The organism is Leifsonia sp. TF02-11, from assembly GCF_017565305.1.
Classification (GTDB): Bacteria; Actinomycetota; Actinomycetes; order Actinomycetales; family Microbacteriaceae; genus Leifsonia.
This window is the reverse complement of the sequence record NZ_JAGEKP010000001.1, coordinates 217,873-232,190: the sequence shown is the minus strand read 5'-3', so window position 1 is coordinate 232,190 and position 14,318 is coordinate 217,873. Positions and strand designations below refer to the sequence as shown.

The window sequence follows — 14,318 nt, the reverse complement described above, 5'->3', positions numbered from 1 at the left end:
ACCCGGGCTCGGTGACCGACGTGACCGGCCCGACCGCAGCGGCGCCGGAGTCCTCGAGGGCTCCGGCGCCGCACCGCACCCGCCTGCGGCCGCTCGCCGGTCTGACAGGCAAGAACGCCGTCCGCGAAGTACTCGCCGGCGTCACTCTGCTGGCGATCGCCATCCCGCTCAACATCGGCTACGCGCAGATCGCGGGCCTGCCGGCGACGGCCGGCCTCTACTCGCTCGTCGTCCCTGCCGTGTTCTACGCCCTGACGGTGTCGTCACGGCAACTCGTCGCGTCGCCGGACGCCGCGGCAGCTGCACTGGTCGCGTCGTCCCTGGGCGGACTCGCGGTCGCCGGCCACCAGGACTACATCACGCTGGCCCTGGCCCAAGCGCTGATCTGCGGCGTGCTGTTCCTGCTGTGCTCGTTCTTCAAGCTGGGATTCCTGGCGAACTTCCTGTCCAAGCCGATCCTGGTGGGCTTCGTCGGCGGCCTCGCACTCGACATCCTGGTGTCGCAGGTGGCCAAGATGCTCGGTGTGAAGATCGACTCCGGAGGCGAGTTCGTCGAGAAGGTCGGCGGCCTGGTCACCGGCCTGCCGGGTCTCAACGTCTGGTCGCTGCTGATCTCGATCGGCTCTCTGATCGTGCTGCTGGTCGGCCGCCGCATCGCCGCCGCGGTGCCCTGGGCGCTCATCGTGCTCATCGTCGCCACCGTCGTGGTCGTGCTCACCGGCGCCGTGAAGGCGGGCGTGGACGTGCTCGGAAAGGTGCAGGCCGGACCGCCCACCCTCACCTGGCCGGTGATCGAGTGGACCCAGTGGCTCGCGCTCATCCCGTCCGCGATCGCCCTGACCGTCGTGACGATGGGCGAGGGCCTGCTGGTCTCCCGGTCGTACGGCGAGAAGCGCAACTACCCCACCCGTCCCGACCGCGATCTCTTCGCCTTCGGCGTCGCCAACCTCGGCGCGGGGATCAGCGGCGGCTTCACGGTCGGCTCGTCGACCTCCCGCACCGCGGCGATGGACCAGGCCGGCTCGCGCACCCAGCTGCCCTCCCTCGTCACCGCCCTCGGCACGCTCCTGCTGCTGCTGTTCGGCACGGCGCTGCTCGAGGACATCCCCTCCCCCGCCATCGGCACCATCGTCGCCGTCGCGGTGGTCCCGCTGCTCGGCATCCCCGACTTCGTGCGGCTGTGGCGTCTCGACAGGTTCGAGTTCGCCATCGGAGCGGCGTGCTTCCTCGGCGCGTTGTTCATCGGCCCGATCGCCGGCATCGTCATCGCCTTCGTGCTCGCGGTGATCAACGTCACGCGGCGCGCGGCGAACCCGCCGATCGACACGCTGGCCGCCGACGGCGACCCGGAGCACTCCCTCCTGGAGGCCGCTCCCGCCGGCGCGCCGACCGTGCCCGGCGTCGTGGTCGTGCGACTCGCCGCTCCGCTGTTCTTCGCCAACTCGACCTCCTTCGAGAAGGCCGTGGAGCGCGCGGTGCGCGACACCGGCGCCACCCACGTCGTCCTCGACATGGAGGCCGTCACCGACGTCGACGTGACCGGCGCCGAGTCCTGGGAGACGGTGCACGCCTTCCTCACCGCCCACGGGGCCGATCTCGCGCTCAGCCGCGTCCGTCCCGGCATCCGCGAGCGCCTCCAGCACCTCGAGCTCCTCGACGGGGTGCACTTCTTCGACACCAATCGGGAGGCCATCATGGCACTCCAGTCCCATCCGGAAGGCTCGGGCCATGGCCGCCCTTAGCGGTGTCTGGCCGTTCCGCCGCCGCACCCGTGCACCGGAGGCCGCACCGCCGAGCGGCCCCGACTCTGACCAGGAGGCGACCGCCGCCAACGGCCGCTCGGTGCGCATCCTGCTCGGTCTCGCCGGCGGCGTGGTCGTCCTCTTCGGAATGCACGCGATCGCGGGGATCCTCGCCCCCAGCCTGCTCGCCCTGGTCCTCGTCATCTGCGCCCAGCCCGTCCGCGTCTGGCTGGAACACCACGGCACGCCCTCCGGAGTCGCGACGGGCGCCGTCGCATTGACGACGTTCGCCCTGCTCGCCGGGTTCGTCGCCCTCCTCATCATCGCGATGGCCCAGTTCGTCGGGATGCTCCCGCAGTACAAGGAGCAGTTCCAGCAGATCGGGCAGCAGTTCGCCGACTGGCTCTCGAGCATCGGGATCAGCCCGGCCGATCTGAAGGCGGTGACGCAGGGCTTCGACCCGACCAAGCTGGTGAACGTCTTCACCGGAGTGCTCGGCGGCGCGTTCGGGCTGATCACCTTCGGCGTGATCGTACTGACGATGCTCATCCTGATGCCGGCCGACGCCGCGTACACGCCGACGCTGCTGCGTCAGCTCGAGCCGACCAAGCCGAACCTGGTCTACGCGATGACCGGGTTCGCGCACAGTGTGCGCCGCTACATGGTGGTGACCACCCTGCTCGGGATCGTGCAGGGCGTGATCAACGGCATCGCCCTGTGGATCCTCGGCGTGCCCGCGGCGCTGCTCTGGGCGATCCTGTCGTTCCTGTGCAGCTTCATCCCCAACGTCGGCTACTTCCTCGCGCTGGTCCCTCCCCTCGTCTTCGGCTACCTCATCGGCGGCTGGGGCACGGTGATCGCGATCATCGTCATCTACGGGATCGTGAACGCGGTCGTCCAGTCCGTCGTGCAGCCGAAGGTCGTCGGCAACGCGGTGGCGCTGAGCCAGACGCTCACCTTCTTCTCCGTGCTGCTCTGGGCGGTCGTCCTCGGCGCGATCGGCGCCATCCTCGCCATTCCGCTGACGCTGCTGTTCCGCGCGATCCTGGTCGACTCCGACCCGCGGGCGCGGATCTGGCGCGGCGCGATCGGCGACCTCCGCGAGACCAAGGATCTGATGAAAGTGGAGTCGGCTGCGGCCAAGGCGGAGCGGCGCGAGGCCAAGGCCACCGCGCACACCGGCGGGCGCGCCGACGGACCACCGCCGCCGGACCGCCCGGACGGCACGACCACCTGAGGAGGACGGAATGGGGAGTGCGATCGGGGACACCCTCCCTCTCGCGTTGGGCATCGCGATCAGCCCGATACCGATCATCGCGGCGATCCTGATGCTGCTGTCGCCGAAGGCGCGCGGCACGAGCGTCGGCTTCCTGATCGGCTGGGTGCTGGGCATCGTCGTCGCGGTGGTGGTGTTCACGCTGCTCTCCGGTCTCATCCCGGCGAACGACGCCTCCGCTGCGAAACCGATCGCCGGCACGATCAAGATCGTCCTCGGCGCCCTGCTCCTGCTGCTCGCCCTGCGGCAGTGGCGGTCGCGGCCGAAGAACGGGGAGGCGGCGGCGCTCCCGAAGTGGATGGGCGCCATCGACTCCATGACGGCCGGCCGCGGGTTCGTGCTCGCCTTCATCCTGGCGGCGGTCAACCCGAAGAACCTCCTGCTTGCGGCCGGCGCCGGTGTCGCCATCGGCACCGCCGGGCTGTCGGCGGGTTCGACGACCGTCGTCATCGCGGTGTTCGTGCTCGTCGCGTGCTGCTCGGTCGCGATCCCCGTGATCGGCTACCTGGTGGCCGCAAACGCACTCCGCGGCCCGCTCGACTCACTGCGCGGCTGGCTCGTGCAGAACAACGCGACGGTGATGGCGGTGCTCCTGCTGGTGATCGGCGTCGTGCTCATCGGCAAGGGGATCGCGAGCTTCTGATCGCGTCGGCGGAGCCCGCTCCTGCCCACGGTCAGCGCAGCCTCCCCACTCTCAATCGAGTACTTCGCTGCAGCTCCGGACAGAGAGCTGGGGACTAGATGGCGTTGTTGCTGTTGAGCCAGAGTGTGTGGTGACGGGCGGCGCAGGGATGGCGCTCGTGGGAGTGAGAGAAGGAGCCAGCATGGCCGTCGAGGGCGAAGCGTTCAGCCGGACGACTCTTCCGATTCCGGATCAGCCGTATTCGGGTCCGACGATCTATGACGCGAAGGATTCGGTGGGGAAGTTTCCTCCGTATAAGCCCGTCCGCCCGCCGGTGGACGCTCCGAATGTGCTCGTGATCCTGCTCGACGACGTGGGCTTCGGCGCGTCGAGCGCGTTCGGGGGGCCGATCGCGACTCCGACGGCTGAGCGGCTCGCCGCCGGGGGCCTGAAGTACACGCGGTTCCATACGACGGCTCTGTGCTCGCCTACCCGCGCTGCACTGCTGTCCGGCCGCAATCACCACGCTGTCGGTATGGGGGCGATCACCGAGGTCGCGACGGCCGCGCCGGGCTACAACTCGGTGCGTCCGAACACGGCCGCCCCGCTCGCGAAGGTCCTGCAGCTGAACGGCTATTCGACGGCGCAGTTCGGGAAGTGCCACGAGGTGCCGGTGTGGGAGACGTCGCCGATGGGGCCGTTCACGCACTGGCCGACGCCTGGCGGCGGATTCGAGTACTTCTACGGGTTCATCGGCGGCGAGACGAACCAGTGGTATCCGTCGCTCTACGAGAACACCGCGCCGGTTGAGCCGGACCGCACGCCGGAAGAGGGCTACCACTTCATGGAGGACCTGACCGATCGCGCGATCGGCTGGATCCGGTCGCAGCGCGCCCTCGCCCCGGACAAGCCGTTCTTCACGTACTTCGCACCAGGGGCAACGCACGCGCCGCATCACGTCCCGGCGGAGTGGGCGGACAAGTACAAGGGCCAGTTCGATCAGGGCTGGGACGCACTGCGCGAGCAGACCCTCGAGCGGCAGAAGAAGCTCGGGGTCGTCGCCGCCGACGCGGAGCTGACAGTCCGCCCCGACATCATCCCCGCGTGGGACGACATGCCCGATGACCTCAAGCCCGTGCTCGCGCGTCAGATGGAGGTGTACGCCGGGTTCCTCTCGTACGCCGACCACTACATCGGCAAGCTCATCGATGCGCTCGAGCAATTGGAGGTCCTCGACGACACGCTGGTGTACCTGATCATCGGCGACAACGGCGCATCCGCCGAGGGGACGCTGCAGGGCACGTTCAACGAGTACTTCAACATCAACGGCCGCCACGACCTCGAGACCACCGAGTTCCTTCTGGAGCGGAAGGACGAGCTGGGCGGCCCGACGTCGTACAACCACTACGCGGTGGGCTGGGCGCTCGCGATGGACACGCCGTATCAGTGGACGAAGCAGGTCGCCAGCCACTGGGGCGGCACCCGCAACGGCACGATCGTGCACTGGCCGAACGGCTTCAGCGCCCGCGGGGAGGTGCGCACCCAGTTCAGCCACGTCATCGACGTCGCCCCCACCGTGCTCGAGGCAGCAGGACTCCCGCATCCCATGTTCGTGGACGGCGTCCAGCAGGAGTCGATCCACGGCACGAGCATGGTGTACTCGTTCGACGACGCGGACGCGCCGGAGCAGCACACGACGCAGTACTTCGAGCTCGGCGGCGACCGGGGCATTTACCACGAGGGCTGGTCGGCGGTGACGCTGCACCGTCACCCCACCTTCCCGGGCGTGGACCAGAAGTTCCACTCGTTCGACGAGGACGTGTGGGAGCTGTACGACGGGTCCACCGACTGGTCGCAGGCCCGCGACCTGTCGAAGGAGCAGCCGGAGAAGCTCGCCGAGCTACAGCGGATGTTCCTGCTGGAGGCGGCCAAGTACCAGGTGTTCCCGCTCGACGACCGTGGCTTCGAGAGGTTCAACTCGCAGATCGCGGGGCGCCCCGAGCTTGTCCAGGGGACGTCGCAGCTGCTGTTCCCGAAGATGGTGCGCCTCAGCGAGAACAGCATCATCAACACGAAGAACAAGTCGTTCACGGTCACGGCCGAGATCGAGGTTTCCGAGGGCGGCGCGGACGGGACGATCGTCGCACAGGGCGGCGCATTCGGCGGCTGGAGCCTGTACACCACGGGTTCCACGTTGAAGTTCTGCTACAACATGCTCGGCGTCGACTGGTACATCACCGCATCCGACGCACCCCTCGCCCCGGGCAGCCATCAGGTGCGCGCAGAGCTGGCGTACGACGGCGGCGGGCTCGGCAAGGGCGGCGACGTCACGCTCTACGTCGATGGCGAGGCTGTAGGGACGGGTCGAGTCGAGCAGACAGAGCCGTTCACGTTCTCCATGGACGAGACAGCGGATGTGGGCGGGGAGACGGCAACCGTGGTGACGAACGAGTACACCATCAAGGACTCGACATTCACCGGCACAGTCGACTGGGTCCGCATCGACGTGGGCGACGACAACCACGACCACCTCATCGACCCGAAGCACCTCTACGACATCGCCATGCTCCGGCAGTAGACAGCAACACGTCTGGGCCGGACCAGCGTGACAGAGCCGCCTCAGTGCTGCAGCGTCGTCTTCAGCACGATGACGACCACCCCGAACAGCCCGGTGATAACGGCGCCCATCACGCAGAACAGCACCGGCCGCGCGCGCATGTGGAAGACCAGGTAGCCCAGCAGCGCCAGCAGCAGCACCGTCAGCCAGAGCGACAGCCACACGCCGAGGCCGGCCGGGAGGATGCCGATCGCCGCGAGCAGCAGCGGGATGCTCGGGACGATCGCGGCCTCCAGCATGCCTCCGGACTCGAAGAGTGCGTGGCCCAGCGCGTCGCGCACGCGCGCGCCCACCCGTTCGTCCGCGCCGTGGAATCCGAGCGCTGTCGAGTAGACGTGCGCCATCCAGAACACCACGATGCTCACGAGGCTGAACACGAGCACGTGCAGCGCGTCCGACTGGTCCTGTTCCCTCGCGCCGCCGGAGCTGGCCGCGACGACACTGGCGTAGACGATGGTCCCGTAGATGCCGGCCGGCGTCCCCCAGTGCCGCCAGAGGGCGCGCTGCACGCGGACGCCACCACCCGGCTCGGCGGAGGACTGGTTGAGATCCATCGAGTCCATGAGGACATCATGGTCCGCCCCGACGCCCTCCGTCAGTCCTGTTCCGGGAACCGCGCCTCCGTCATCAGGCCGCCCTGCGCCGCAGCCGACCCCGCGCGCCCGCCGCCGCGACCGCGCAGCAGGAAGGCCGCGCCGACGGCGATCACCGCGCCGGCGACCGGGCCGACGAGGTAGACCCAGTAGGCGTCCCAGTGGCCGCTCACCAGGTCGGGCCCGAAGGTGCGGGCCGGGTTCATGGACGCCCCGGAGATCGGGCTGCCCCACAGACCGGCGAGGGCGATGTAGGCGCCGACGCCGAAGGCGCCGATGATGCCGAGGTTCTGGGCTCCGGAGGCTGTGCCCAGGATGACGCTCACCAGGCCGAAGGTCAGCACCGTCTCCATCAGCAGCGCGTCCCACGAGCTGAACCCGGACGCCGGGTAGTTCGAGCCGTAGCGGGAGGACACGTGCGTGACCCCCTCCAGGAACCAGGCGGCGAGCGAGGCGCCGGCGAGCTGCACCAGGACGTAGCCGGGCACGCGCGACCAGGGGAAGTCGCCGCGCAGCGCGAACGCGACGCTGACTGCCGGGTTGAGGTGTGCGCCGGAGACCTTGCCCATGAAGAGGATGATCGCGAACACCATCAGCGCGGGCGCCGTCACCGCGGCCGTCCGCGAGATCGTGTTCGGGAACGCCTGGCCCATCATCCCGCCGCCCGCCGCGACGAGCACGAGGAAGAACGTGCCGAGCAGCTCGGAGAACAGCCGCCGCCACTCCTGCGAGGTGTCGTGGAAGTCCTCGATCGACTGCGCGACAGTCGTCGGCACGTGCATCAGCCGGCCGTGCACGACGTCCGACATGATTCCGCGGGCGGCCTGCGCGTCCGCCTCCGCCCGCTGCTGCGACGTCTCCGGCGCCTCGCTCATGGTGTCTCCTTCCGGTTATGCCACCTCGACCGTTCGCGGCTCGACGGACAGGTCGCTGCCGCCCTCGACCGTGAGCCGCCTGCCGATCCGCACCAGCTGCGGCTCGTCCGAGAACGCGCCGGCGAACAGCGCTTCGCCCTTGCGGAACGTCGGCGACTGCTCGAGGAGGTGCTGCGGCACGAACCCGAACACGTCGCCGATCTCGTCGAGGTCGCGCGGCGAGTTCATGCGCATCAGGCCGAGGTTGTCGCACTGCGAGAGCACGTTCGGGTGGATCTTGGTGGGCCGCTGCGTCGACAGAAACAGCCACAGCCCGAACTTGCGGCCCTCCGCGGCGATCTGGATGAGCTGCTCGGTGAGCTGGGCTTCCACGCTGTTCCGCGGCACGGGAGGGCAGAAGTTGTGGGCCTCGTCGAGGACGATCAGGAGCGGCTCGCGGTCCATCCTGCGTTCCCAGAGGTGCTCCAGCACGCAGAGCGCCGCGGCCTGCGGCTCGGCCTGGTGGGCGAACCCGCCGACATCGAGAACGGTGACCCTCGGTCGCTCGTCGATCGTGTCGACGGCGGACGACCCGCCGAACGACCAGAGCGGCCAGTCCAGGATCTCCAGGTTGTCGATGCGCATGCCCAGGCGCTGCTTGGCCGGGTCGCCGGAGGACGCCAGCCCGTCGAGGAAGCGCTGCTTGTCGAAGTGCTGGCTCGGCGACTTGTCCAGGTGCAGCAGGGCGTTGTACTCCTCTTCGTCGGCGATGGGGTCCAGCCGGCCGACCGCCGCCTGCGACCGCACGCTGAGGTCGATGTAGCGGGCGTGCAGCTGCGGCTCCTCGCGTGTGCTGGAGTGGAAGACGCGGATGTCGAGCTCGGCGAAGCGCTCGGCCTCCAGGGCCGTCGTGTCGTCGCGCGTGCGCGACACCCGCACGAAGTCGGCGTTCGGGTCGAGCACGGCGATCGGCAGCTCGGTCTCCAGCAGCAGCTGCTCCAGTACGACGCCCAACGCGTACGTCTTGCCCGACCCGCTCTGGCCGCACCAGAACGTGTGCCGGTTGAACCGCGAGCCGTCGATCACGGCAGAGCGGTTGGGGGCGTCGACGGTGGTGCCGATGGTGAGCGGGATCATCGAGGGTTCTTCCTGTTCGTGGCGGAGTGCGCGGTGAGCGCGCTGTCGAGGCTGATCGCCGCGCGGATCAGGGCCAGGTGCGTGAACGCCTGCGGGAAGTTGCCGAGCTGGAGGCCGGCCGGATCGATCTCCTCGGCGAAGAGTCCCAGGTGGTTGCCGTAGGTGAGCATCTTCTCGAAGGCGTATTGCGCCTCGTCCAGCCGGCCGGCGTCGGTCAGCGCGCAGACGTAGAAGAACGAGCACAGCGAGAAGGTGCCCTCCTCGCCGGGGAGGCCGTCCGGAGACGCGGCCGGGTTGTAGCGGTACACCAGGCTGTCGGTCACCAGCTCCTCCCCGATCACGTCGAGGGTCGACAGCCACATCGGGTCCTGAGGCGAGATCATCCCCACCAACGGCATGAGCAGGGTGATCGCGTCGACGACGTCCGTGCCGGGATACTGCGTGAACGCCTTGCGTTCTGGATTCCAGCAGCGCGTGAACACCTGCTCGTAGATCGCGTCGCGGGTGCGGATCCAGCGGTCGAGCGGAGCGGGCCTGCTGCGCTCGCGGGCGATCGTGATGGCGCGGTCGAAGGCGACCCAGCACATGATCCGCCCGTACGTGAAGTCCTTGCGGCCTCCCCTGGTCTCCCACACGCCTTCGTCGGGCTGGTCCCAGTTGTCGGACAGCCAGTCGAGGATGCCGACCAGCTTCATCCAGCCGGGATGCCCGATCGGACGATGGTCCTCGGCGATCGAGAGCGCGTCCAAGGCCTCGCCGTAGATGTCGAGCTGCAACTGGTCGGCGGCGCCGTTGCCGATGTGCACGGGCTGCGACCCGGCATAGCCCTCGAAGTGGTCGAGCGTGAGCTCCTCCAGGTCGGACGATCCGTCGATGCGGTACATGATCTTGAGCGGGCCGGAGCCCTCGCCCACCTGTTCGACCACGCGGTCGGCGGTCCACAGCGCGAAGGCGATCGCCTCCTCCTGGTAGCCGAGCGCCAGCAGCGAGTACACCGAGAACGACGCGTCGCGGATCCAGGTGTAGCGGTAGTCCCAGTTGCGCACTCCGCCCAGCTGTTCCGGGAGGGCCGCCGTCGGCGCGGCGACCAGAGCGCCTGTCGGCGCGTACTGCAGCAGTTTGAGGACCATCGCCGACCGCTCGACATCCTCGCGCCAGCGACCCGAGTAGGCGCTGCGGCCGATCCAGTCGCGCCAGTAGGCGACGGTGTCGCGGAACAGCCGGTTGCCGCGGGCCCGCCCGATGTCGCGGGGCTCACCGCGCGGCTCGGTCTCGAACGCGAAGATGCGGAGGTCGCCCGCTTCGACGGCGAACTCGGAGACCACGTCGCCGTCGACGACGGACTCCGGCTCGACCCCGTGCAGGGCTGCGCTCGTCGTGTCGGAGGCGAAGAGCACGCCGTGCTCGGAAGCCGCCGCCGTGTGCGCGCTGCGGCCGTAGTCGAACCGTGGACGGCACTCCAGCCGGAAGGTCAGCTTTCCGCGCACCACCCGGACCGCGCGCACGATGACCCTCCTCGCGGTCGCGATGTGCGGCTCGTCGGCCACGGGCATGAAGTCGATGACCTCGCCGACACCTTCCGACGACATGAACCGGGTGATCAGCACGGCGGTCTGCGGGAAGTACATCTGCCGGATCCGCACATCGTCGGCCAGCGCGTGGATGCGGAAGTACCCGCCCTTCTCACGGTCGAGCAGCGAGGCGAACATCGTCGGGGAGTCGAACCGGGGAGCGCAGAACCAGTCGATCGAGCCGGCGGTCGAGACCAGGGCGACCGTCTGCAGGTCGCCGATCATGCCGTGCTCCGCGATCTCGGGAAACGCCTCCATGTCGATCTCCTCCCTGTGGGATGGTCACGCCCGGCCGCATGCTAGCTCCGCGCGCGAGCGCGGCACCAGACCGGTCGGCGGAGGGCGCCGCCTGTCACGTCGAGGCCGCGTGCTCCTCCTCGCTCTCCCGCCCCAGCACCTGCGACGGGAGGTTCCGCGAGAAGAACAGGGCGCCGACAGAGACGAACGCGAGTGCCGCGAACGACAGCCGAAGCGACTCGAGCTGCGACGAGCTGTAGATGGAGGCCAGCTGGTCGCCCTGCTCGGTGGTCAGACCGGCGTCCTGGGCGATCTTCGGCACGTCGGCGGCGGCCACCACCGCGACACCGCCCTGCGTGCGCGACGAGATCTCCTGCTGCACGTCGGTCGGCAGCGTGCTGGCGGCCACAGCACCCGCGAAGATCGTGGTCAGGCTCGCGATCATCACCGAGCCGATGAGGGCGGTCCCGAGTGAGGAACCCAGGTTCTGGTACACCCCCTGCACTCCCCCGGCCTCGCTGAGCTCGTCGTCGCCGACCGCCGACATGGTCACGTTGCCGAGCTGGGAGGCCAGCAGGCCGAGCGCGGCGCCCGCCAGGAACATCCCGGCGGCGAAGATCCAGTTGTTCAGCTTCGGGTCGACCGAGCCGAGCAGCACGAGGCTCGCCAGCACCAGTCCGAGCTGGCCGATGCGGGCGATGATCTTGGGCGAGAGCCGCCGCGCGAGCGCCGTTCCCAGGATCGAGAACAGCACGAGGGCGACCGAGAGCGGGAAGATCCGCAGCCCCGTCGACAGCGCGTCGTAGCCGAGCGCCAGTTGCAGGTAGATGGGCACGATGAAGAACAGCCCCGCCGTGACCGTGTACTGGATCCCCAGGCTGCCGACCCCGGCCCGCAGCTGCCGCAGACGCAGGATCGCCGTGTTCAGCAACGGTGCCCGTCCTCTGCGGATCAGGGCGCGCTGGCGCACGAAGAACAGCCAGAGGAGCACGGAGCCGACCGCGATGATGAACGGCACGGGCGAGAGACCGAGAACGTTGATGTCCTGCTGCGTCGGCAGGACCCAGCCCCAGGCCTTCGTCTGGAGCAGGCCGTAGACGATCAGCACGAGGGCGGCGGCCGAGAGCAGAACGGAGAGCACGTCGATGCGAACGTGGGTGCGTGCTCCGCTGTCCGAGACGACGGTGCGGAACAGCAGCACGATCGCCATGATCACCACCTCGCCGGCGAAGACGTAGCGCCAGCTGGCGTAGGTGGTCAGGAATCCGCCGATGAGGGGTCCGACCGCCACGGCGACGCCTGACGCCGCGCCGATCACCGCGAACGCGGTCACGCGCGCGTGCCCCGAGTAGTTGTCGGCGATGAGCGCCGCGATCGCAGGGATGACGAGCACCGCGCCGAGACCCTCGATCACCGACCAGCCGAGGAACAGGACCACGATGTTGGGCGCGAGCGCCGTCGTGCCCGACCCCACCGCGTACACGATCGACCCGATGATCAGCGCACGCCGTCGCCCCCAGACATCGCCGAGCTTCGCGCCCAACAGCATGAACGCGGCCATCGTGAGCGTGTAGAAGGTGATGGTCGCCTGCATGGCCGAGATCGTGGTGTGCAGATCCTTGACGACGGTCGAGATCGACACGTTCATCACGGTGCTGTCCAGCGTCATGACGAACTGGGCGGACGCCAGCACGGTCACCGCACCCCAGCGTCCCGCCATGGCAGCTCCCTCCCGGATACTGCCCGGATGCTAGCCTGCGGCGCGCGCGTCGCAACAGCCCCGTGGGTGCGCGCTCAGCGCTGCAGCGGACGCAGTTCCTCCGGCGCCGGGAAGGGCAACGGGTAGTACAGCTGCGGCGCGCCGACCGCGCCGAAGTCGTCCTTCTTCGCCACGATCCGCTCGGGCGAGACCTCCGCCAGCCGCACCCGCAGCCAGGAGCCGTCAGGCTGGCGCAGCTCGTACAATTCGGCCAGGTAGCCGATGCCCGCGCGATCCAGCGTCTCCTCGGCCTCCAGCCAGTCGACGGGGCCGCTCAGCTCGCGCCCGAGCAGATCGACGGGGACGAACTGCTCCCCAACCATGCGGATCCAGCCGACCCGCTCGCCGTCGTGCCGGCGATGCTCGATCCAGTCGGTCTGTTCCACGCCTCCACCCTAGCCGAGTGAGCTTTTCCTCAGACACTGCCGTCTACCCACCCCCGCACGCACAGAGCTACCATGAGCGCCACTCAGGAGGTGCGTCATGACGACCATCGCGACCCCGCTCACCGAAGAAGAGCTCTACGAGGCCGGGCGGGCAGCCCGCTCCCGGGTGCCCCGCTCGAGTCAGGCGGACTACACGCCCCCGCCCGGGCGCGACCCCCTCGGGATCCTCCACCGGCAGCACGAGAACCGGTTGCAGAACCTCGTGCAGCTGCGGGTCGAGCGGATGAGCGCGTCGGCGTTCGCCTTCTACCGCGGGACGGCCGCCATCCAAGCCGCCGACCTCGCCGCTGGCCCGGTGGCCGGAGCTGAGGTCGTGATCTGCGGCGACGCCCACATCAGCAACTTCGGCATCTACCGCTCCCCCGAGCGCTCGATGGTGTTCGACATCAACGACTTCGACGAGGCCGCGGCCGGTCCGTTCGAGTGGGATGTCAAGCGGATGCTGACGAGTGTGGTCCTCGCCGGCCGCTCGCTCGGGCTCGGCGGGTCGGCCCTGCGCTCGATCGTGCAGTCGTCGGCGGCGATGTACCGCAACTCGCTGCGGAACGCGCTGCAATCGTCGCTGTACGGACGTTACTTCCGTGTCACCAGCCTGGTGGACCGCCAGATCCTCAGCCCGGACAGCGAGAAGATGATCAAGCGCACCCTCAAGGAGTCCGAGAAGCGCACCAGCGAGCGCGTCGCGAGCCGCACCCTGGAGGAGGGCGGCGAGGGCCTCCGATTCGTCGAGAACCCACCCGTCCTGACCCGGCTCGAACCCGAGATCCGCGTCCTGGTCGACGAGGTGTTCCAGGCCTACCGGGCGACGGTCCCGACGAACATCTCCCTCATGCTCTCGCAGTACCGCGTGCTCGACGTCGCCCGCCGCGTCGTCGGGGTCGGCAGCGTCGGGACACGGTGCTTCATCATCGCGCTCGGCGACCCCACAGGCGACATCCAGATCCTCCAGCTGAAGGAGGCGAACAACTCGGTCGTGCAGGAGTTCGGCGGCATCCCCCCGGCGGTCGGCTACCTCGACCCGGCCATCCTCGCCGAACACCAGGGCTACCGCGTCGTCGGCTGCCAGCGCATCCTGCAGGCGGTGTCCGACCCGTTCCTCGGCTACCTGACGCTGCAGGACCACAGCTTCTACATGCGCATCTTCCGCAACCGCAACGCCTCCTTCGAGATCGCGGACATGAACACGACGCAGTTCTCCGAGTACTCGCAGGCCTGCGCGATCGTGCTCGGGCGCGCGCACGCGCGCTCGCCGAAGGCGCAGTTCGTCTCCGGGTATATGGGCACCGGCGGCGGTTTCGTGCGCGCGGCCTCCGAGTGGGCGCACGCCTACGCGGCGCAGGCCGAGGCCGACTACGCGACCTTCCTCGACGCCGCCCGCCAGGGGCACTTCGAATAGCGCTCACCTCGCCCACCTCGCCCGCGCGAGCGCCGAGGGGCACGTTGTTGTCCCCTTCGGGCGCCGAA

At 69.1% G+C, this 14,318-nt stretch carries 11 protein-coding genes; 5 read left to right on the top strand and 6 right to left on the bottom strand.

Annotated elements, in window-relative coordinates; translation table 11 throughout:
* Positions 1–11 precede the first annotated feature (11 nt).
* The 4 genes from JNB50_RS01115 (at position 12) to JNB50_RS01100 (ending at position 6,218) form a co-directional block, all read left to right on the top strand.
* Positions 12–1,742, top strand: a complete 1,731-nt coding sequence (locus JNB50_RS01115) for a SulP family inorganic anion transporter (protein ID WP_307794550.1) — start codon at positions 12–14, stop codon at positions 1,740–1,742.
* Entirely contained in the window at positions 1,729–2,979 is a 1,251-nt protein-coding gene (locus JNB50_RS01110) for an AI-2E family transporter (protein WP_208038264.1), read from the top strand. The genes JNB50_RS01115 and JNB50_RS01110 overlap by 14 nt, the downstream gene beginning before the upstream one ends.
* Positions 2,980–2,989: 10 nt before the next feature.
* Positions 2,990–3,661 carry a GAP family protein gene (locus tag JNB50_RS01105; RefSeq protein ID WP_208038263.1) on the top strand — a complete coding sequence of 224 codons (672 nt, stop codon included), beginning with the start codon at positions 2,990–2,992 and terminating at the stop codon, positions 3,659–3,661.
* 181 nt (positions 3,662–3,842) lie between these two features.
* The gene (locus JNB50_RS01100; RefSeq protein WP_208038262.1) at positions 3,843–6,218 is read left to right on the top strand and encodes an arylsulfatase; all 2,376 of its coding nucleotides are present in this window, start codon (positions 3,843–3,845) and stop codon (positions 6,216–6,218) included.
* 41 nt (positions 6,219–6,259) lie between these two features.
* Here JNB50_RS01100 and JNB50_RS01095 read toward each other — a convergent pair whose 3' ends face one another.
* The 6 genes from JNB50_RS01095 to JNB50_RS01070 form a co-directional block, all read right to left on the bottom strand.
* The gene (locus tag JNB50_RS01095; protein WP_208038261.1) at positions 6,260–6,820 is read right to left on the bottom strand and encodes a hypothetical protein; all 561 of its coding nucleotides are present in this window, start codon (positions 6,818–6,820) and stop codon (positions 6,260–6,262) included.
* A gap of 32 nt (positions 6,821–6,852) precedes the next feature.
* Positions 6,853–7,725 (bottom strand): MIP/aquaporin family protein, encoded by an 873-nt coding sequence (locus JNB50_RS01090; RefSeq protein WP_243767856.1) that lies wholly within the window; start codon positions 7,723–7,725, stop codon positions 6,853–6,855.
* 15 nt (positions 7,726–7,740) lie between these two features.
* Complete coding sequence (locus JNB50_RS01085; RefSeq protein WP_208038260.1) at positions 7,741–8,841, bottom strand: ATP-binding protein; 1,101 nt, start codon at positions 8,839–8,841, stop codon at positions 7,741–7,743.
* Positions 8,838–10,670: a glycoside hydrolase family 15 protein gene (locus JNB50_RS01080; protein WP_208038259.1), complete on the bottom strand. Its 1,833-nt coding sequence runs from the start codon at positions 10,668–10,670 to the stop codon at positions 8,838–8,840. The genes JNB50_RS01085 and JNB50_RS01080 overlap by 4 nt, the downstream gene beginning before the upstream one ends.
* Positions 10,671–10,764: 94 nt before the next feature.
* Complete coding sequence (locus JNB50_RS01075; protein WP_208038258.1) at positions 10,765–12,369, bottom strand: MFS transporter; 1,605 nt, start codon at positions 12,367–12,369, stop codon at positions 10,765–10,767.
* A 74-nt stretch (positions 12,370–12,443) separates the two neighbouring features.
* Positions 12,444–12,794: a hypothetical protein gene (locus JNB50_RS01070; RefSeq protein WP_208038257.1), complete on the bottom strand. Its 351-nt coding sequence runs from the start codon at positions 12,792–12,794 to the stop codon at positions 12,444–12,446.
* Between the two features lie 97 nt (positions 12,795–12,891).
* Between JNB50_RS01070 and JNB50_RS01065 the strand changes: the two genes are divergently transcribed.
* Positions 12,892–14,250 carry a DUF2252 domain-containing protein gene (locus JNB50_RS01065; RefSeq protein WP_208038256.1) on the top strand — a complete coding sequence of 453 codons (1,359 nt, stop codon included), beginning with the start codon at positions 12,892–12,894 and terminating at the stop codon, positions 14,248–14,250.
* The last annotated feature ends 68 nt before the right edge of the window (positions 14,251–14,318 follow it).

What these genes read in the sequence shown, in the direction of transcription:
- JNB50_RS01110 (WP_208038264.1), top strand. Translation starts at nt 1,729, where the DNA reads ATGGCCGCCCTTAGCGGTGTCTGGCCGTTCCGCCGCCGCACCCGTGCA.
- JNB50_RS01105 (WP_208038263.1), top strand. Translation starts at nt 2,990, where the DNA reads ATGGGGAGTGCGATCGGGGACACCCTCCCTCTCGCGTTGGGCATCGCG.
- JNB50_RS01100 (WP_208038262.1), top strand. Translation starts at nt 3,843, where the DNA reads ATGGCCGTCGAGGGCGAAGCGTTCAGCCGGACGACTCTTCCGATTCCG.
- JNB50_RS01095 (WP_208038261.1), bottom strand. Translation starts at nt 6,820, where the DNA reads ATGGACTCGATGGATCTCAACCAGTCCTCCGCCGAGCCGGGTGGTGGC.
- JNB50_RS01090 (WP_243767856.1), bottom strand. Translation starts at nt 7,725, where the DNA reads ATGAGCGAGGCGCCGGAGACGTCGCAGCAGCGGGCGGAGGCGGACGCG.
- JNB50_RS01085 (WP_208038260.1), bottom strand. Translation starts at nt 8,841, where the DNA reads ATGATCCCGCTCACCATCGGCACCACCGTCGACGCCCCCAACCGCTCT.
- JNB50_RS01080 (WP_208038259.1), bottom strand. Translation starts at nt 10,670, where the DNA reads ATGGAGGCGTTTCCCGAGATCGCGGAGCACGGCATGATCGGCGACCTG.
- JNB50_RS01075 (WP_208038258.1), bottom strand. Translation starts at nt 12,369, where the DNA reads ATGGCGGGACGCTGGGGTGCGGTGACCGTGCTGGCGTCCGCCCAGTTC.
- JNB50_RS01065 (WP_208038256.1), top strand. Translation starts at nt 12,892, where the DNA reads ATGACGACCATCGCGACCCCGCTCACCGAAGAAGAGCTCTACGAGGCC.